19 protein-coding genes are annotated in these 18763 nt (G+C 60.0%); 12 read left to right on the top strand and 7 right to left on the bottom strand.

Going from position 1 to position 18763, the window contains the following annotated elements; all coding sequences use genetic code 11:
• Positions 1-22: 22 nt before the first annotated feature.
• The 4 genes from frr to rpsB form a co-directional block, all read right to left on the bottom strand.
• On the bottom strand, positions 23-580 hold the full coding sequence (gene frr / locus ABYA88_RS03630) for a ribosome recycling factor (protein WP_373185523.1): 558 nt from the start codon (positions 578-580) through the stop codon (positions 23-25).
• A gap of 2 nt (positions 581-582) precedes the next feature.
• Positions 583-1317, bottom strand: a complete 735-nt coding sequence (gene pyrH / locus ABYA88_RS03625; RefSeq protein ID WP_373185522.1) for a UMP kinase — start codon at positions 1315-1317, stop codon at positions 583-585.
• Positions 1318-1525: 208 nt separating this feature from the next.
• Entirely contained in the window at positions 1526-2395 is an 870-nt protein-coding gene (gene tsf, locus ABYA88_RS03620) for a translation elongation factor Ts (RefSeq protein ID WP_373185521.1), read from the bottom strand.
• 133 nt (positions 2396-2528) lie between these two features.
• On the bottom strand, positions 2529-3272 hold the full coding sequence (gene rpsB / locus ABYA88_RS03615) for a 30S ribosomal protein S2 (protein WP_373185520.1): 744 nt from the start codon (positions 3270-3272) through the stop codon (positions 2529-2531).
• A gap of 288 nt (positions 3273-3560) precedes the next feature.
• Here rpsB and map point away from each other — a divergent pair, with 288 nt between their 5' ends.
• Genes map through dapD form a run of 5 tightly spaced genes read left to right on the top strand, consistent with a single transcriptional unit; the run spans position 3561 to position 9686 of the window.
• Complete coding sequence (gene map / locus ABYA88_RS03610; RefSeq protein WP_373185519.1) at positions 3561-4349, top strand: type I methionyl aminopeptidase; 789 nt, start codon at positions 3561-3563, stop codon at positions 4347-4349.
• A gap of 20 nt (positions 4350-4369) precedes the next feature.
• Entirely contained in the window at positions 4370-7069 is a 2700-nt protein-coding gene (locus ABYA88_RS03605; RefSeq protein WP_373185518.1) for a [protein-PII] uridylyltransferase, read from the top strand.
• 12 nt (positions 7070-7081) lie between these two features.
• Positions 7082-8278, top strand: coding sequence for a succinyldiaminopimelate transaminase (gene dapC, locus ABYA88_RS03600; protein WP_373185517.1), 1197 nt, complete (start codon positions 7082-7084; stop codon positions 8276-8278).
• The gene (locus ABYA88_RS03595) at positions 8275-8619 is read left to right on the top strand and encodes an ArsC family reductase (RefSeq protein ID WP_373185516.1); all 345 of its coding nucleotides are present in this window, start codon (positions 8275-8277) and stop codon (positions 8617-8619) included. Before dapC ends, ABYA88_RS03595 begins: the two co-directional genes overlap by 4 nt.
• A gap of 32 nt (positions 8620-8651) precedes the next feature.
• Positions 8652-9686: a 2,3,4,5-tetrahydropyridine-2,6-dicarboxylate N-succinyltransferase gene (dapD, locus tag ABYA88_RS03590; protein ID WP_373185515.1), complete on the top strand. Its 1035-nt coding sequence runs from the start codon at positions 8652-8654 to the stop codon at positions 9684-9686.
• 130 nt (positions 9687-9816) lie between these two features.
• On the opposite strand, the gene tcdA is transcribed toward dapD, so the two are convergent.
• A complete protein-coding gene (gene tcdA / locus ABYA88_RS03585; protein ID WP_373185514.1) occupies positions 9817-10629 on the bottom strand; it encodes a tRNA cyclic N6-threonylcarbamoyladenosine(37) synthase TcdA in 813 nt (270 codons plus the stop codon).
• Positions 10630-10745: 116 nt separating this feature from the next.
• Here tcdA and ABYA88_RS03580 point away from each other — a divergent pair, with 116 nt between their 5' ends.
• The 7 genes from ABYA88_RS03580 to trxC all read left to right on the top strand — a co-directional run bounded on the left by ABYA88_RS03580 (position 10746) and on the right by trxC (position 15814).
• Entirely contained in the window at positions 10746-11468 is a 723-nt protein-coding gene (locus ABYA88_RS03580) for a spermidine synthase (RefSeq protein WP_373185513.1), read from the top strand.
• Positions 11468-12418 (top strand): 23S rRNA (adenine(1618)-N(6))-methyltransferase RlmF, encoded by a 951-nt coding sequence (rlmF, locus tag ABYA88_RS03575; protein ID WP_373185512.1) that lies wholly within the window; start codon positions 11468-11470, stop codon positions 12416-12418. The genes ABYA88_RS03580 and rlmF overlap by 1 nt, the downstream gene beginning before the upstream one ends.
• Before the next feature lie 101 nt (positions 12419-12519).
• Positions 12520-13656, top strand: a complete 1137-nt coding sequence (dapE, locus tag ABYA88_RS03570) for a succinyl-diaminopimelate desuccinylase (RefSeq protein ID WP_373185511.1) — start codon at positions 12520-12522, stop codon at positions 13654-13656.
• A complete protein-coding gene (locus ABYA88_RS03565) occupies positions 13656-14459 on the top strand; it encodes a putative RNA methyltransferase (RefSeq protein WP_373185510.1) in 804 nt (267 codons plus the stop codon). The genes dapE and ABYA88_RS03565 overlap by 1 nt, the downstream gene beginning before the upstream one ends.
• A gap of 11 nt (positions 14460-14470) precedes the next feature.
• Positions 14471-14857, top strand: a complete 387-nt coding sequence (locus ABYA88_RS03560) for a hypothetical protein (RefSeq protein ID WP_373185509.1) — start codon at positions 14471-14473, stop codon at positions 14855-14857.
• Positions 14858-14861: 4 nt separating this feature from the next.
• Positions 14862-15323, top strand: coding sequence for an ion channel (locus ABYA88_RS03555; RefSeq protein WP_373185508.1), 462 nt, complete (start codon positions 14862-14864; stop codon positions 15321-15323).
• A 53-nt stretch (positions 15324-15376) separates the two neighbouring features.
• A complete protein-coding gene (trxC, locus tag ABYA88_RS03550; protein ID WP_373185507.1) occupies positions 15377-15814 on the top strand; it encodes a thioredoxin TrxC in 438 nt (145 codons plus the stop codon).
• A gap of 97 nt (positions 15815-15911) precedes the next feature.
• Here the strand turns inward: trxC and ABYA88_RS03545 are convergent, their stop codons facing one another.
• Positions 15912-16895, bottom strand: a complete 984-nt coding sequence (locus tag ABYA88_RS03545) for a DUF4340 domain-containing protein (protein WP_373185506.1) — start codon at positions 16893-16895, stop codon at positions 15912-15914.
• Positions 16896-16907: 12 nt separating this feature from the next.
• Complete coding sequence (locus tag ABYA88_RS03540; protein ID WP_373185505.1) at positions 16908-18752, bottom strand: GldG family protein; 1845 nt, start codon at positions 18750-18752, stop codon at positions 16908-16910.
• Positions 18753-18763 lie beyond the last annotated feature (11 nt).

The raw sequence follows: 18763 nt of genomic DNA, 5'->3' as shown, positions 1-18763 counted from the left end.
ATAAGCATGTGGAATCCGGCCATCAAATAGCCATCAGATCCGCTTCCTTGGCTTCCAGCGCCTTGTCGATCTCGGCGATGTATTTGTCAGTCAGCTTCTGAATTTCGTCCGCAGCGCGGCGTTCTTCATCCTCACTGATCTCTTTTTCCTTCTGCAGATCCTTGAGTGAACTCAGCGCGTCGCGACGAATGTTGCGGACCGCAACACGGGCATTCTCGGCTTCGGAGCGTGCCGTCTTGGTAAAGCCCTTGCGGGTCTCCTCGGTGAGCGCCGGCATGGGAATACGGATGGTGGTGCCAGCGGTAGCCGGATTCAGGCCCAGGTCGGAAGTCATGATGGCCTTTTCCACAGCCTGGATCATGCTTCTGTCGAACACCGTCAGCGCCAGCGTGCGTGAATCCTCGACGTTGACATTGGCGACCTGACGCAGCGGCGTATCGCTGCCGTAGTAGGACACGATGACGCTGTCGAGAATGCTCGGATGAGCCCGGCCAGTGCGGATCTTGGCGAATGCATGGCCCAGCGACTCGACTGATTTCTTCATGCGCTCCTGCGCATCCTTCTTGATTTCGTTGATCATCATCAATCCTCGATCAATGTGCCTTCGGCGCTGCCTACCACTGCATTGAGCAGCGCACCGGGTTTGTTCATGTTAAATACCCGCAGGGGCATCTTGTGATCGCGAATCAGGCAGATCGCGGTCAGATCCATTACTTCGAGCTTGAGGTCCAGAACCTGGTCGTAGGTCAGACTGTCAAAGCGCTCGGCGTTGGGATCTTTCATCGGATCGGCGTTGTACACACCATCGACCTTGGTTGCCTTGAGCACCAGGTCGGCATCCATCTCGATACCACGCAAGCAGGCCGCAGTATCCGTGGTGAAGAACGGATTGCCTGTACCAGCGGAGAATATTACCACGTCCCCACCGGCAAGATAGCGCATCGCCTTGCGTCGATCGTAGTGCTCGGTGACGCCTTCCATGGTAATGGCCGACATTACGCGGGTCTGGATATTCGAGCGCTCCAGCGAGTCGCGCATGGCGAGGGCGTTCATCACGGTCGCCAGCATACCCATATGGTCACCGGTGACCCGGTCCATGCCCGCAGCGTGCAGCGCAGCGCCACGGAACAGGTTACCGCCACCGATGACCAGCCCGACCTGCACGCCGATACCGATCAGTTGACCGACCTCCAGCGACATGCGATCCAGTACCTTGGGGTCTATGCCAAACCCTTCGGTACCCATCAGGGCTTCACCGCTTAGCTTGAGTAGGATTCGTTTGTACTTGGGCTGGCGACTGCCGGGTACCTGGGCCATCTTGACTCTCCTGCTGGGAATGGCGAAACGCTCAACAAGTTACAGCCGGGCGGCAGACACCATACCGACAATTGCTGACCATGCCGGCTGCTACTTGTTCAGAGTTTCCTAAAAAAGAGGCTTCACGCCTGCGCGGGAAGCCTCTATCTGAAACTGTACTACAGGCCACCTCGCGGGTGGCCTGTGATGCGCCGTTCCGGTCGCATGCTCACTGCTTGGTCGCCGCCACCTGCGCAGCCACTTCGGATGCGAAGTCGACTTCGCCACGCTCGATGCCCTCACCAACTTCGTAGCGCACGAAATCGATAATTTCTGCACCGGCTTTCTTCGCCAGCTCACCGACCTTGACGTCCGGATCCTTGATGAAGGGCTGCTCGATCAGGCTGGCCTCGGAAAGGAACTTGTTGATACGGCCCTTGACCATATTCTCGACAATATTCTCCGGCTTGCCGGCGATCTTCTCGGCGTTCAGTGCCAGGAAGATTTCCTTTTCCTTGGCTACGGCGTCTGCAGACACTTGGGTCGGGTCAAGGAACTGCGGGTTGCTGGCAGCCACGTGCATGGCAATATCCTTGGCCAGTTCAGCGTTGCCACCCTTGAGAGTGACCAGTACGCCGATGCGGTGACCGTGCAGGTAAGCACCGACCACATCGCCTTCAACACGGGTCAGACGACGGATATTGACGTTCTCGCCACACTTGGCGATCAGCGCCTCACGGGAAGTTTCCTGCTCGGCGATCAGCGGCGCGGCGTCGGTATAACCGGCAGCAACAGCTTTTTCCAGGCTTTCGTTGACGAAGTTCTTGAAATCGTCCTGCAGGGCCAAGAAGTCGGTCTGGGAATTGACTTCGATGATCACGCCGCTCTTGCCATCGTCCGCTACCTTGGCAGCAATAGCGCCTTCAGCAGCGATGTTGCCAGCCTTCTTGGCCGCCTTGATCGCGCCCGCAGAGCGCATGTCGTCGATCGCCTTCTCGATATCGCCACCGGCGGCTTCCAGGGCTTTCTTGCAATCCATCATGCCCTGGCCAGTGCGCTCGCGCAGTTCCTTGACCATAGCTGCAGAAATCTGTGACATGAGTTGTTCCTCTAGCTTGCTTGATTTTAGGCTGCCCGTTGACGGATCGGCAGCCGTATCATGTTGCGTTCACTACATTGCAAAAAGGGGGCATGGCCCCCTTTTCGTAACGGCTCCAATGACTGAAAAAGCCTCAGCCCTGGGAAGCCTCGGCAGCCGGACCAGCCTCTTCGACGAACTCGTCACCGGCGCCACCGTTGTTCTTGCCGCTCAGTACCGCGTCAGCCATGGCCGCCGCATACAGCTTGATGGCGCGGATAGCGTCATCGTTGCCGGGAATGACGTAATCGACGCCGTCCGGGCTGCTGTTGGTGTCGACAATGCCGATAACCGGAATGCCCAGCTTATTGGCTTCGGTGATGGCGATGCGCTCGTGCTCGACATCGATGACGAACATCGCGTCGGGCAGGCCACCCATATCCTTGATACCACCGAGACTGCGATCAAGCTTTTCCAGATCGCGGGTGCGCATCAGCGCTTCTTTCTTGGTCAGCTTGGTAAAGGTACCGTCCTCTGCCTGGATTTCCAGGTCGCGCAGACGCTTGATCGATGCACGGATGGTCTTGTAGTTGGTCAGCATGCCGCCCAACCAGCGATGGTCGACGTAAGGCATGCCGGCACGGGCCGCTTCTTCAGCGATGATCTTGCTGGCAGCGCGCTTGGTGCCGACGAAAAGAACCTTGTTCTTGCCAGATGCCAGCTTCTCGACGAAGGTCAAGGCATCCTGGAACATCGGCATGGTCTTTTCGAGGTTGATGATGTGAATCTTGTTACGAGCGCCGAAAATGTACTTGCCCATTTTCGGGTTCCAGTAACGGGTCTGGTGGCCGAAGTGCGCACCGGCCTTCAGCATATCGCGCATAGATACTTGAGTCATGACAGCTCCAATGTATATCGGGTTGAGCCTCCACGCATCCCATTGTCCAACCCCTTGGGGCACCCAGGACAACGTGTCGATACGTGTGTGGTTTCGGTTTAGGCCTGACGATCTTTGTTCAGGCGCGGCGCTTTATACCATACATAAGGTAACGAATAAAGGCGCAGATGCCCGGCGGTCATGCTGGCCGACCCTCAACAGCGCGCGGCATGTCTGTTAAACTGCGCGATTGATTCCTTCGCCAGCCGGCGTGACAACCGACAGCGTCCAAAACGAGAGATACCCGCAATGACCGTTACCATCAAGACCCCGGAAGACATAGCTGGCATGCGCGTTGCCGGTCGCCTGGCGGCCGAGGTGCTGGAAATGATCGGCGAACACGTCCGGCCCGGCGTTACCACTGAAGAACTGGACCGGATCTGCCACGACTATATTGTCAATGTGCAAAAGGCCATACCCGCGCCCTTGAACTACGGTGGCGCTCCCGGTCGCATCCCATTCCCGAAGTCGATCTGTACCTCGATCAATCATGTGGTGTGTCATGGCATCCCGAACGAGAAGCAGCTCAAGAGTGGTGATGCGCTGAACATCGACGTCACCGTGATCAAGAATGGCTACCACGGTGACACCAGCAAGATGTTCCTTGTTGGCGAGACGCCGGAATGGGTCCAGCGCCTGGCCCGGGTTACCCAGGAGTGCATGTACAAGGGTATCGAAGTGGTCCGTCCCGGCGCTCGCCTCGGCGACATCGGCCATGTAATTCAAGAGCATGCCCACGCCAATCACTTCAGCGTGGTGCGCGAATACTGCGGCCACGGCATCGGCAAGGTTTTCCATGAGGACCCGCAGGTTCTGCATTACGGCCGCCCCGGTACCGGCATGGAGCTGAAAGAAGGCATGACCTTTACCATCGAGCCGATGATCAATCAGGGCCGCCACGAAACTCGCCTACTGGGCGATGGCTGGACCGCGATCACCAAGGATCGCAAGCTGTCCGCCCAGTGGGAACACACCATCCTGGTCACGGCCGATGGCTATGAAGTATTGACACGTCGCCAGGAAGAAAGCTTCCAGTAACCGACTTGCGGGGTAGCCCTGTGGATAACGAATTGTTCGATCCTGGCCAGTTCCAGGCCGAACTGGCATTGAAGAGCAGCCCGGTCGCTGCCTTCAAGAAGGTCATTCGCAACGCGGATACCGTGCTGCGCGCGCGCTTCGAAAGTGGCCGCGACATCCACCAGCTGATTCACGAGCGCGCCTGGTTCACCGACCATATCTTGCGCAAGGCCTGGTCGATCCAGGCCACCACGGAAACGCCGGGCATTGCGCTGCTCGCGGTCGGCGGTTACGGCCGCGGCGAATTGCACCCGCACTCCGATATCGACCTGCTGATCCTGCTGCGTGAAAGCAACACCGATGCCTACCGCGAATCGATCGAACAGTTCCTGATGCTGCTCTGGGACATCGGACTGGAGGTCGGTCAGAGCGTACGCTCGATCAGCGAATGCCAGGACGAAGCGCGCAACGATATCACCGTGATCACCAATCTGATGGAGTCGCGCACCCTGTCAGGCGACGAAAGCCTGCGCCAGGCGATGATCGAAGCACTCAGCGCCCAACATATGTGGACGGACGCCGAATTCTTCCGCGCCAAGCGCGCCGAGCAGCAAAAACGTCACGCCAAGTTCAACGATACCGAGTACAACCTCGAGCCCAACGTCAAGAGCTCGCCGGGTGGTCTGCGCGACATCCAGACCATCGGCTGGGTGGCGCTGCGGCATTTCGGCACCAATGATCTGCGTGAGCTGGTCGACCGGGGTTTTCTCAATGAGCCCGAGTACGGCATCCTCACCGCCGGCAGGGCCTTCCTGTGGCAGGTGCGCTTTGCCCTGCACAACCTGGCCGGACGTGCCGAGGACCGCCTGCTGTTTGATTACCAGCGCACGCTGGCCAAACTGCTCGGCTACGAAGACAACGACAGCAAGCTCGCCGTCGAACGTTTCATGCAGAAGTATTATCGGATCGTCATGTCGCTGTCCGAGCTCAATGACCTGCTGATGCAGCATTTCGAGGAAATTCTGCTGCGCGACGCCGAAACCACCCAGATCGAGCCGCTGAATTCACGCTTCCAGGTACGCAATCACTATATCGAGGTGACCCACCCCGAGGTCTTCAAGCGCACACCGTTCGCGCTGCTGGAAATTTTTGTTCTGATGGCGCAGAACCCGGAAATCCGCGGCGTACGGGCTGACAGCATTCGTCTCTTGCGCGATCACCGGCGCCTGATAGACGACAATTTCCGCGCCGATATCCGCAACACCAGCCTTTTCGTCGAGCTATTCCGCTGCAAGGAGGGCATTCACCGCAACCTGCGCCGGATGAATCGCTACGGCATCCTCGGACGTTATCTGCCGGAGTTCGGCAAGATCGTCGGCCAGATGCAGCACGACCTGTTTCACATCTATACCGTCGACGCCCACACACTCAACCTGATCAAGCACCTGCGCAAGCTGAATCAGCCCGAGTATCAGGAAAAATACCCACTGGCCTGGCGCATCTTCTGCCGCCTGCCCAAACCCGACCTGCTTTACATGGCCGGGCTGTATCACGACATCGCCAAGGGCCGTGGCGGCGATCACTCGGAACTCGGTGCCGTGGACGCGATTGCGTTCTGCCAGCGTCACCACCTTCCCGCCTGGGATACCCATCTGATCAGCTGGCTGGTCGAGAACCATCTGATCATGTCGACCACCGCGCAGCGCAAGGATATTTCCGACCCGCAGGTGATCCACGATTTTGCCGTGCACATCGGCAATCAGGTACGGCTGGACTACCTCTACGTGCTGACCATTGCCGACATCAATGCAACCAATCCGACACTCTGGAACTCCTGGCGTGCCTCGCTACTGCGCCAGCTGTACACCGAGACCAAACGCGCCTTGCGCCGTGGCCTGGAAAACCCACCGGATCGAGAGGAGCATGTGCGCCAGACCCAGCATGCAGCGCTGGATATCCTGGTACGCAGCGGCGTCGAGGAAGAGGACGCCGAGGAACTGTGGGAACAGTTGGGCGAAGACTATTTCCTGCGGCACACGGCCAGCGACGTCGCCTGGCATACTGAGGCGATCGTGCAGCACCCTGACCGTAACGGCCCGCTGGTACTGATCAAGGAAACCGCCCAGCGCGAGTTCGAGGGCGCCACGCAGATATTCATCTACACGCCAGAACAGCATGACCTGTTTGCCGTGACCGTAGCGGCGATGGACCAGCTCAACCTGAGTATTCAGGATGCGCGCATCATTACCTCCACCAACCGCTTCAGTCTGGATACCTACATTGTTCTCGACGCCGACGGCAGCTCGATCGGTGACAGCCCGGAGCGCATTCGCCAGATCAAACGCGACCTGATGGACGCGCTGGCCGATCCCGACGCCTACCCCTCGATCATCCAGCGCCTGGTGCCTCGGCAACTCAAGCACTTCTCGTTCGCGCCGGAGGTGACCATCTTCAATGCGCCGGAGCGCCAGCACACGATTCTCGAACTCAGCGCACCGGATCGCCCCGGCCTGCTGGCGCGCATGGGCCGCATCCTGCTGGATTTCGACATCAACGTGCAGAATGCCAAGATCGTCACGCTGGGCGAACGGGTAGATGACGTGTTCGTGCTGACCGATGCCAATAATCAGGCGCTCTCCGACCCCGAGCTGTGCCGCAGGCTGCAAAACACCATTGTCGAGACGCTCGGCAACAACAGCGATCAGGCCGAGCCAACCTTGCCAAACCAGATCGTGATCTGAGGAAAACACCGCATGAATACCGATCTGGAACGCCTGCAACCCTATCCGTTCGAGAAATTGCGCGCGCTGATTGCCGATGTAACGCCCAATCCACAATTGCGGCCGATCGCACTGTCGATCGGCGAGCCCAAGCACCCCTCACCGCCCTTCGTGCTGCGCACACTGGCAGACAATCTCGACAAGGCCGCGGTGTACCCGACGACCCTGGGCATTGCCAGCTTGCGCCAAGGCATTGCCGACTGGCTCAAGTGCCGCTTTCAGCTCACGCAAGTTGATCCGGCCGCCCAGGTGATCCCGGTCAACGGCACACGCGAGGCACTTTTCTCGTTCACCCAGGCAATGGTCAGACGCGATGCCGAGGGGCTTGTAGTCAGTCCCAATCCGTTCTACCAGATCTACGAGGGCGCGGCCTTTCTCGCAGGCGTGGAGCCGCACTACCTGTCCTGCGACCAGAGCAACGGTTTCATACCCGATTTCGATCAGGTACCCGAAGCCGTCTGGCAGCGTTGCCAGGTACTTTTCATCTGCACGCCGGGCAACCCCACTGGCGCAGTGATGCCGCTGGCCACGCTGCAGCAACTGATCGAACTGGCCGATCGGCATGATTTTGTCATCGCATCCGATGAGTGCTATAGCGAGATCTACACGCCCGGCGCTGCTGCCCCTGTCGGCCTGTTGCAGGCCTGCGCTGCGATGGGCCGCGATGACTATGCGCGCTGCGTGGTATTTCACAGCCTGTCCAAGCGCTCTAACCTGCCCGGCCTGCGCTCGGGTTTCGTCGCCGGCGATGCCAGCCTGCTTGCGCCGTATCTTACCTACCGTACCTACCATGGCTGCGCGATGCCTATCCAGAGCCAGATGGCCAGTCTCGCTGCCTGGCAGGATGAGGATCATGTGGCCGAGAACCGCCGGCAATATCAGGCCAAGTTCGATGCCGTACTGGACATCCTCTCTGGGGTTCTGGATGTCGAGCGACCGGATGCCGGCTTCTATCTGTGGCCGCGCACACCCGGTGACGATCGAGAGTTTACCCGGCGACTGCTGGCCGAGCAGAATGTGGCAGTGGTACCCGGCAGTTTCCTTTCCCGGGAAATTGACGGGTATAATCCCGGCGCCGGGCGAATCCGCATGGCGCTGGTCGCCCCTTTGGCAGACTGTATAGAGGCGGCGCAACGTATTCGCCAGTTTATCGAGGGCCAGAGCAGATGATCACGCTGTACGGTATCAAGGCCTGCGACACGATGAAAAAGGCACGCACCTGGCTGGATACACAGGGCGTCGAATATCGCTTCCATGATTACAAGATGGAAGGCATCGGCGCGGACACGCTGAGCGCCTGGTGCAGCGAGCACGGCTGGGAAATCATCCTCAACCGACAGGGCACGACCTTTCGCAAACTCAGCGAAGCGGAAAAAAGCGACATCAGCACGGACCGGGCCATTGCACTGATGCAGGCCAACCCGTCGATGATCAAAAGACCGGTACTGGATATCGGCTCACGGCGCCTGGTGGGGTTCAAGCCGGACCTCTATGCCGCCGCATTCGAATGATCCACGCACTAACAGAATCCAAGGAATAACGAATGAGCGAATGTTTCAGCCTGGCTTTCGGCATTGGCACCCAGAATACCGCGGGCGACTGGTTGGAGGTGTATTACCCCCAGCCCCTGCTCAATCCCGAGCCTGCAATGGTCAAGGTGGTTGCTGAGCAGCTCGGCTACAGTGGCGGCAATCAGGCCATCGCGCTGACCCCGGCGCAGTGCCGCAGCCTCGGTGCCGCCCTCGACAAGGCTGGATTGGCTGACGCTGGCGCCATGGTGACCCAGCTCGAAGGCAGCAACCGCCCCCTGGTGGCTACCATCCTGGAAACCGATGCAGCTCCAGTTTCAACGCCCGAGGCCTATCTCAAGCTGCATTTGCTTTCCCACCGGCTGGTCAAGCCTCACGGAGTGGTGCTGGCCGGTATCTTCCCGCTGCTGCCGAACGTAGCCTGGACCAACCAGGGTGCGATCGATATCAACGAACTGCCCCAGCGCCAGCTCGCCGCGCGTATGGCCGGCGAGATGCTCAGTGTTTTGAGCATCGACAAATTCCCGTCCATGACCGACTACGTCGTGCCCGCAGGCGTGCGTATTGCCAACACCGCCCGAGTGCGCCTGGGCGCCTATGTCGGCGAAGGCACCACCGTAATGCATGAAGGTTTCATCAACTTCAATGCCGGTACCGCAGGCACTAGCATGGTCGAAGGCCGCATTTCTGCCGGCGTCTTCGTCGGCAAGGGCTCAGACCTGGGCGGCGGCTGTTCCACCATGGGTACCCTGTCGGGTGGCGGCAACATCGTCATCTCGATCGGTGAAGGCTGTCTGATCGGGGCCAACGCCGGTATCGGTATTCCCCTGGGCGATCGCTGCACTATCGAAGCCGGCCTGTATATCACCGCCGGCATCAAGGTCGCCCTGCTGGACGATGCGGACAACCTGGTGGAGATCGTCAAGGCCCGCGAACTGGCCAGCCAACCCGACCTGCTGTTCCGCCGCAACTCGCAGACTGGCTCAATCGAGTGCAAGACCAACAAGAGTTCGATCCAGTTGAACGAGATGTTGCACGCGCATAACTAAGCTGGGAGCCGCAAGCCAGGCTTGCGTGCTGCACTCGATGTAAAAAAGCCCGCTCCGATTATTCGGGCGGGCTTTTTTTGCTTTTGATTTTTTGCTTTACGCTTCGGCCTTCGAGCCTCCCGCTTCAAGCTTACTTTTTACGACTCAATATCCGGTCAACCAATCTCGCCGCGACGACCAGCCCGAAGGTGCCGGTAACCATCGATACGGCGCCCAGGCCGCCTTCACAGTCGAGCTTGACGGTTTCTCCGGCAAAGGTCTTCTCGCGGCAAAAGGTGCCATCCGGCGCCGGATAACGCAGCTGTTCGGTGGAATACACGCAGGGGACGCCAAAACTGCGTTTGCTGCCCGCTTTCGGGAAGTTGTGGTTGCGGCGCAACTGGGAACGGGCCTTGGCGGCCAGTGGGTCGTTGGTGGTTTTCGACAGATCAGCCACCGTGACCATCGTCGGATCTACCTGCCCCGCAGCGCCGCCGGCGGTCACAATCGGAATGCGCCGGCGCCGGCACCAGGCGATCAGTTCCACCTTGGATTTCACACTGTCGATGCAATCGGCAACGCCATCGAGGTCTTCGGTAATGTAATCCGGCAGGGTGCGGTCGGTAACGAAATCGACCACCGCGCGCACCTCGCAATCGGGATTGATCGCGCGCAGCCGCTCGGCCATTACCTCCACCTTTGGCCTGCCGATCTGGCCGGTCATCGCCGGCAGCTGGCGATTGGTATTGGTCTGACACACCTCATCCAGATCAATCAGGGTGATACGGCCTATGCCCGTGCGGCCCAGCGCTTCGGCAGCCCAGGAGCCCACGCCACCGATGCCGACCACGGCGATGTGGCTGCCCCGCAGCTGCTCGAAGGCGTCGCGCCCATACAGGCGAGCGATCCCGGCAAAGCGCGGGTCGTCGGTAGTCGGGTCTTCTACTGCAATATCTCTGGCCATGGGCACCTCGGTCAAAACAACGACCAATTATAGCCCAGCTGAGTCGCCCCAGCGCACAGACCGGTATCACTCACTGGTGTTAACATGCAGGCCGCAATTACCTGCCTGGAGCTCCCATGGGCCTGTTGTTTGAAGAAATCGATATCCAGCCCTCGGCCATAGGCGAGATATCCCTGCGAAGACGCCGCATACCCGCGCTTGGTGACAGGGACATCTACGAGGTCAAACTCGGCGAGGAATTCCTGATGTCGAGCATGTTCTATGAAGCCGAAATAGCCCTGGCCGACCTGGGCCTGGCAGCCGTCGCAGGGGAAAGCCTGGATGTGGTGGTCGGCGGTCTCGGGCTGGGCTATACCGCGGTGGCAGCGCTGAGGGATGAACGTGTCCGCGAGTTGTTGATCGTCGATTATCTGGACACGGTAATTCGCTGGCACCAGCAGGAGAAGGTGCCCCTGGGCAAGGAGCTCAATGCCGACCCGCGCAGCCACTATGTACACGGCAGCTTCTTCGATCTCGCCGTCGACGAGGGCAGCGGATTCGATCCGCAGCAACCCGGGCGGCTATTCGATGCAATATTGCTGGACATCGATCATTCGCCCCGCGCCCTGCTGCACCGGTCCAATGCCAGTTTCTACACCGTTGAGAATCTGACCCTGATGAGCCGGCAGCTGAAAGCCGGCGGGGTATTTGCGCTCTGGTCCCAGGATCCGCCGGATGCGGAGTTCATGCAGGTGATGGAAACCGTTTTCAACCATAACGCCGCCCATGTCGTGCCCTTCTTCAATCCGTTCCAGAACGGTGAAGCGACCAATACCATTTACGTTGGAGTCAAAGCCTGATGCCCTTCCATTCCCGCAACAAGCACCAGGGGCATTACAATCTTGGCGCCCTGGCCGCCGCCAATCCGGCACTCAAGCCGCTGATCATCGCTGGGAAGACCGGCGAGCGCACCCTGGACTTCAGCAGCCCGGTAGCCGTACGCGAACTCAATCGTGCGCTTCTGACCGTACACTACGGCATACGCGACTGGGACATACCTGACGGTTACCTGTGTCCGCCGATACCGGGCCGTGCAGATTACCTGCATACCCTGGCCGATCTGCTCGGTGACAGCCATGACGGCCAGATACCCACTGGGCCGAAACTGGTTGGCCTGGATATCGGCACCGGGGCCAACCTGGTGTATCCGCTGCTTGGCCAGCACGAATACCAGTGGCGCTTTGTCGGCAGCGACATCGACCAGCACGCACTGGCCAACGCCTCACGGATACTGGAAGCCAACCCCAGGGTACAGCCCCACATCAGCCTGCGGCATCAGCCGGATCCCGACAGGGTTTTTCAGGGGATCGTTGAGCCTGAAGAGCAGTTCGATTTCACCCTGTGCAATCCGCCCTTTCACCCCAGCGCCGGGGCTGCCAGGGACGCCAACCGGCAAAAATGGCAGAAGCTCAACAAGGGCAAGGCGCTGGATGAGAGTCCTGGGCTGAATTTCGGTGGCCAGAGTAACGAACTGATCTGCAATGGTGGCGAGGGCGGATTTCTCAGCCGGATGATTGCTGAAAGCGCTGGAATTGCGCACCAGGTATTCTGGTTCAGCAGCCTGGTTTCCAGGGCGGCCAATATTCCATCCTTGGAGAAGCAGTTGCGCGAACTGGGCGCAACCGACGTGCGCAGCCTGGATATGGCCCAGGGCGAAAAACATAGTCGCCTGCTGGCCTGGACCTTCCTCGACAAGAAGCAGCGCCGTGCCTGGCGCAAGGCGCGCTGGCCGCAGCCGCACAAAGCCTGAAAGACACGCCGCAGCGGTCTGGCCGACTGGCAGACCGCCCGGATAAGGTTTCCCGCGTGAGTCTGCTATCATCGCGGTAATTCAGCCACTGCGAAATCACCATGACCGAGCTTTCCCCGACCCTTGCCCTCGCCTGCGAGCTGATTGCCCGCGACTCGACCACGCCGGATGATGCCGGTTGCCAGAAGCTGATCGGCGATCGCCTGGCGGCCTGCGGCTTCCAGCTTGAGTCCCTGCGCTTTGGCGAAGTCGACAACCTCTGGGCCCGTCGCGGCAACGAAGGACCAGTATTGTGTTTTGCTGGGCACACCGACGTGGTTCCCACCGGCCCGCTGGAGCGCTGGGACAATCCGCCATTCGAGCCGACCATACGAGACGGTATGCTGCACGGCCGTGGCGCCGCCGACATGAAAGGCAGCCTGGCGGCAATGCTGGTGGCAGTAGAGCGCTTTGTCGCATCCGCGCCAGATCACAAGGGCTCGATCGCCTTCCTGATCACCAGTGACGAGGAAGGCCCCGCCACCGAGGGTACCGTCAAGGTGGTGGAAACGCTGGTGGAACGCGGCGAAAAGGTCGACTGGTGCATCGTCGGCGAGCCCTCCAGTACCGAACTGGTCGGTGACGTGGTGAAGAATGGCCGCCGCGGCTCACTCAACGCCCGGCTGACCATCAAGGGCAAGCAGGGCCACGTGGCCTATCCGCACCTGGCGCGCAACCCGATCCACCTCGCGGCACCGGCCTTGGCGGCCCTGGCTGCAGAAAGCTGGGACACGGGCAATGCCTTCTTCCCGCCGACCAGCTTCCAGATTTCCAACATCAATGCTGGCACAGGTGCGACCAACGTGGTGCCCGGCGAGCTGGTGGCGCTGATCAATTTCCGCTTTTCCACCGAGTCCACCGCCGAAGGGCTGCAGCTACGGGTGCGCAACCTGCTCGACCAGCACGGGCTGGACTACGAGCTGGACTGGACGCTCTCCGGCCTGCCCTTTCTGACCGAGCCAGGCGCACTGCTCGACGGCGTCAGCGCGGCGATACGCCAGACAACCGGCCGCGAAACTCAACCTTCTACCTCCGGCGGCACATCCGACGGCCGCTTCATTGCCACCATGGGTACCCAGGTGGTCGAACTCGGCCCAATCAACGCCACTATTCATCAGCTAAACGAGCATGTCAGCGCCAGCGATCTGGACACCCTGACCGACATCTACCAGGCGACCATGGAGCGGCTGTTGACCTGATGCTCGAGCTCATCTGCCCCCTTTGCCAGCAACCGCTACAGCCCGGCGCCAACCGCTGGGTCTGCGCGAATAACCACAGTTACGACCAGGCTCGCCAGGGGTATCTCAACCTGCTCCTGGTGCAGCACAAGAATAGCCGGCAACCCGGTGATACCGCGGCAATGCTGACGAGCCGCCAGGCATTTCTGGATGGCGGACACTATCAGCCGGTCGCTGAGCGCATCTGCCAATTGCTCGGCGCTACAGAGCCGGCCACGTTGCTGGACATGGGCTGCGGCGAAGGCTATTACACCGCGCGCGTAAAGCAGGCGATGCCTGACAGCTCTATTGCCGGCCTGGACATAAGCAAGGATGCCATTATCAAGGCTTGCCGCCGCAGCAGGGACATCCAATGGCTGGTGGGCTCCACTGCCCGCCTTCCGGTACCCGACGCCAGCCTGGACGCCGCCCTGTGCGTGTTCAGCCCCTGGTCCTGGGAAGAATGTCTGCGCAGCTTGAAGCCCGGCGGGCAGATGCTCCTGGTTGGCCCCCACGCCGACCATCTGCTGAGTCTGCGCGAGAAGCTCTACGACAGCGTTCACCCAACGCCCGAATTGATAAAGGCATTGCCCGAGGGGCTGGAAATCGTAAATGACCAGACCCTGCGCTATGCTCTGGATCTGACATCGGCCGATCTGGCCAATCTGATCGGCATGACCCCGCACGGTTTTCGCAGCAGCCCGGAGCGTCAAAGGGCAGTAGTCGAAACAGGCCTCACCGGTCTGGAAGTGGCCATGCGACTGGTCCTGCTGCAACGCTCCTGAGGAAACTATTAGTGCGCCAACCCGATATCGAGATCTATCTGCGCGAAGAGCACCTGGATGCTCTGACCCACTGGCTGCAGCAGGAGATCGGCAACCTCGAACTCAAGCCCTGGCAAGAGCTGGTCCGTCGTGGCACGTTGACCCTCGGCGAGCATCGCATCCCGCTGATGATCGTGCGCAAGGCCGCCGGCAAATGGGCCAGCGTCTGGTTCGACAGTGCTCACACGCCGTGGGAAACGGACCTGGACTGCGCCCGCGCAATTTACCAGGGCCTGGGAGAAGAGGTTCGCTGCTCGGTGGGAGGCTGGTCCGAGGAAGAGGACGACCCCGACACCGACCGCTGGATCAAGCTGAACCCCAGCGGCGAAGTCGAGTTCACCTGGAAAATCAAGGTCTAGCGTTATGACCCAGGATCACCTGGCTGTGATCTGCGGCACGCTCATCCTGGCGATGCTGGCTATGCTTGTGCACTACGAGGCATCCTTTTACCTCAGACTGCTTCTGCAGAATCGCAAGACCCTGTCACGGCGTTCGCGGATAATGACCCTCACCAGCGGCCTGTTCTGCTCCCACGTGGCGCAGATCTGGTTATTCGGTGCCGGCGGCTGGCTAATGCTAGAGTTGTTTCACTACACCGGAACCCTGGGCGGCATTCCCGAGATCCAGTTTCTGGATTTCATCTATCTTTCAGCCGCCAGCTATACCACGGTGGGTTATGGGGACATCTTCCCCATCGGCCATATCCGTTTTCTGTTCGGCACCGAATCCCTGGTCGGCTTCATGCTGTTGACCTGGTCGGCCTCGTTGACCTTTGTGGAAATCCGTAACCACTGGCAGGACCTGGAGAATAGCGACAACCGTTGAATACGCCTGCCAACACCCCATAGTCGTAATAGAGACCTGCAGAGGAGCCCTACATGACTCAATCGATGATCGTCGCCTGTCCCCATTGCCACCGCAAGAACCGGATAGACAGCGCAAAACTTGCCGAGTCGCCCCTGTGCGGCGTATGCAAGTCAGGCCTGTTCACCGGCCAGCCGCTGCCTCTCGACGCCAGCGCATTCAACGCCCACGCGAGTTCGGACTTGCCGCTGGTGGTGGACTTCTGGGCGCCCTGGTGTGGCCCCTGTCGGCAGTTTGCCCCGGTATTTGAAAAAGCTGCCGGCGCGCTGGAGCCACGCGCACGGCTGGCGAAGGTCAATACCGAGGACCAGCAGCAGTTAGCTGCCCGGTTTGGTATTCGCAGCATTCCAACCTTGTTGATCATGCGCAGTGGCAAGGAGATCGCACGTGTTGCCGGGGCGATGCCCGCCGGACAGTTCACCCAGTGGGTCAATCAACAGCTTGGCGAATAGCCGTCAACTAACAAAAAAGCCCGTCGCAGTGCACTGCGACGGGCTTTTTTGTATCAACTGCATGTCCTGACCGCAAAACCAGCCAGAACGGCTGCAGCTACTCGTTGTCGCCACTACGGACGATGTCCGAACGACGCTTGAGCAGGTCCTCGACCTGGGCTATTCCCAGCTGGAACGCCCAGCGCGGATCCGCATTCACACCCAGATTGCCTTCAGGCGGTTGCTCGAAGTGGTCAATGGTCAACCAGTAGCGGCCCGAAAGATCGTACAGACTGGCCTCGAGTTCGGCTCCTTTCCAGGTCGTAACTTGCATCCGCAGCGCTGGCTCTTCGAGTTCCAGATCACTACGCAGCGCGACGTCCTGCGCGTTGAGGCCGATCAATCCGAGTACCATGCTGTTGATCCAGCGCTCGTTGCCCTGCTGCCGGGCGTCATCGAGACCGGCAATCCGAAAATTGTAGCCGCCCTCTGTGGCCTTCTCCAGCTCCAGCACCTCGCCGTCGGGATGTTCCCAGCGAGCCGTCGCCGCCTGCTCCATCGGAATACGCACAACTTTCAGATCAAGCCATTCACGCGGATTGAGGGTCATACCGAAGGGTCGGTTGATCAGCCAGACCTGGTCCTCGTCGGCAAAGCGCACCAGTTGACCATTGCCCACCGGATTGCCGAACAACAGGTTGATTGCCTCACTGCCATCCTCCAGTCGCAGCTGCAGTGGCGCAGGCTCCTGGTGTCCGGGATCCAGGCCCAGGCGCGCATGGTATTGCGGATCATCGGTTTGCTTCTCGATCACCCGGGAGCCGCGCACAGCATGCAGCAGAGCCGCGATGCGTTCCGGCTGCGCAGGAAACAGGTCACGCGCAACCACGCCCCAGCGATTGCCTTCCCGCACCAGCTCAACGCTGTCCTGGCCCCGGCGCAAACTGATGCGCTCGACCTGCCCGATCGCCTCGAGCTGTTGCTCGGACAACAGTGCGCGGCTTTGCAGGTCTTCAACACGGTCATCGCCCTGACGCTGCAGCGCGATTACTATAAGCAGCACCGAGATCACTGCCAGTACGGCGAAGAGTTTGATCTTCATACCACAGACTCCTTATGCCGAACGCCGACGCAGACGACGGATGAGCCACCAGAGCAATATCCCCAGCGTCAACAGTGCGGGTACCAACGCGATGTTGATCACCTTCAACCAGGTGCCCAGTTCCTCTATATCGGCGTTGAGCTGAAAGCGCACGTCACGCAACTGCTTGCGGATAGCCAGCTTTTCGTCGAGGAAGCGTTGCACCGCCTGCTGCTGTTCGACGCTCATCTCGGTCATCTGTGACGGGTCCTGACCCTGCTGCAACTCGGCGAGGCGCTGTTCGGTCTCAGCCAGCTGCTGCTGCAGCCGCTGCTCACTTGCACGATAACGCCGCTCGGCAACGCGTTGCAGGTTCTCGACGACGGTGAACGGCCTGCTGAAATCTCCGCGCGAGCGCACGCTGATCAGCGCTTCGGAGCCAGACAGGTTGTCCAGGGCGTTGATTGCCAGACCGCCGTTATCAGCCCAGGGCTGAGGCACACGCTCGCCGAAGAAATCCTGTACCTGCACCCACATGCGGTCGGTCAACATGTCAGTATCGGCGATCACTATCACATTGATGTTATCGGCCGACTGGATACCCGGCTCGCTACTGCCGACCCCTTCCGGGTAGGCGGCTACGGCCGGGCCCTGCAAGCGACCGGCAAGGTGATAGGTATTCGAATCCGGCGTGAAGCCATCGAGCAGCACTTCCGGATCCTGCATGCCGGTAAAGGCGCTACTGGCGATCAACGCACTGTTGCTCGTGCTGGAGAACAGCGGCGTGAACCGGGTCTGTGAGCCCTCGATCGGTAGCAGCGCGCCCGCTGTGGCCACCGTCAACAGGCTCAGAGGTGCCGTCACGGTGTCATCCTGATTGATCTGCGGCTGTTCTATTTCCAGCCAGCCGATGTGCCGTGCGGGCAATTGCCCCTCACCACGACCGACCGACATGCCCAGACGCGCATCCAGCACCACCTTTTCGGCGTCAAAGGCTACGCCCCAGTTTTCCAGTAGCGGCGACAGATCCGATGATTTGCCATCGGCCATTGCGTCCATCATTGCTTCCTGACTCTGGTCCGCTTCGGCCAATGGGTCGATGAAGGCCAACAGCTTGCCACCACGCAGTACGAACTGATCTACCGCATGCAGCGCCTGTTCGGTCAGCGCCTTGGGATGCACCAGCATCAGCACATCGATATCGGCGGGCACCTCAGTGATGTCGTGCTCCAGATTATCGATCTCGAACAACTGGCGTATCTGTTCAAACACCACCCAGGGAGCAGCCGGTTGGCCAGTCATCGGATTCATACCGCCACCCAGCGGCAAGCCGCTGATAATGCCGACCCGGGCTTTATCCGGTTGCGCCAGACTGTTGATCAGTCGGCTGAGCTCGTACTCGAGCAGACCTTCCTGCTCCAGCGCAAAGAACGGGATGACTTCGCGCTCACCCAGCGTATTGGTACCGGCCAGACCGAAATACAACTGCTCCCCGCTCTGCGGCAACGGAATGGCCTGCAGCCCGAACTCGGCAGCGCGGTCTTCGGCTTCGGAGAAGGGCTGCGGATCAATGATCTGCAGGTCGATCTTGCCTCCCGCCACCCGCTCATATTCCTGCAGCAGTTCCTCGACCCTGCGCGCGTAGTTGCGCAGGATCACCATGTCCTTGCTGGCACTGTCGGAGAAGAAAAAGTACAGCGTAATCGGCTCTTCCAGCCCGTTGAGAATCTCGCGCGTGCCATCGGAGATGGTGTAGAGCTTCTGCTCGGTCAGGTCGATACGCGCCCCTGGCAGCAGGGTATTGGAGGCCATGTTGAAGGCGACGAAGGCCAGCAGCAGGACCAGCAGGCCGGTGCCTGAATACATCAAACGTTTCACTATTGTGTCTC

Source organism: Halopseudomonas sp., assembly GCF_041579695.1.
Lineage (GTDB): Bacteria > Pseudomonadota > Gammaproteobacteria > Pseudomonadales > Pseudomonadaceae > Halopseudomonas.
This window is presented reverse-complemented; position numbering and strand designations above follow the sequence as displayed.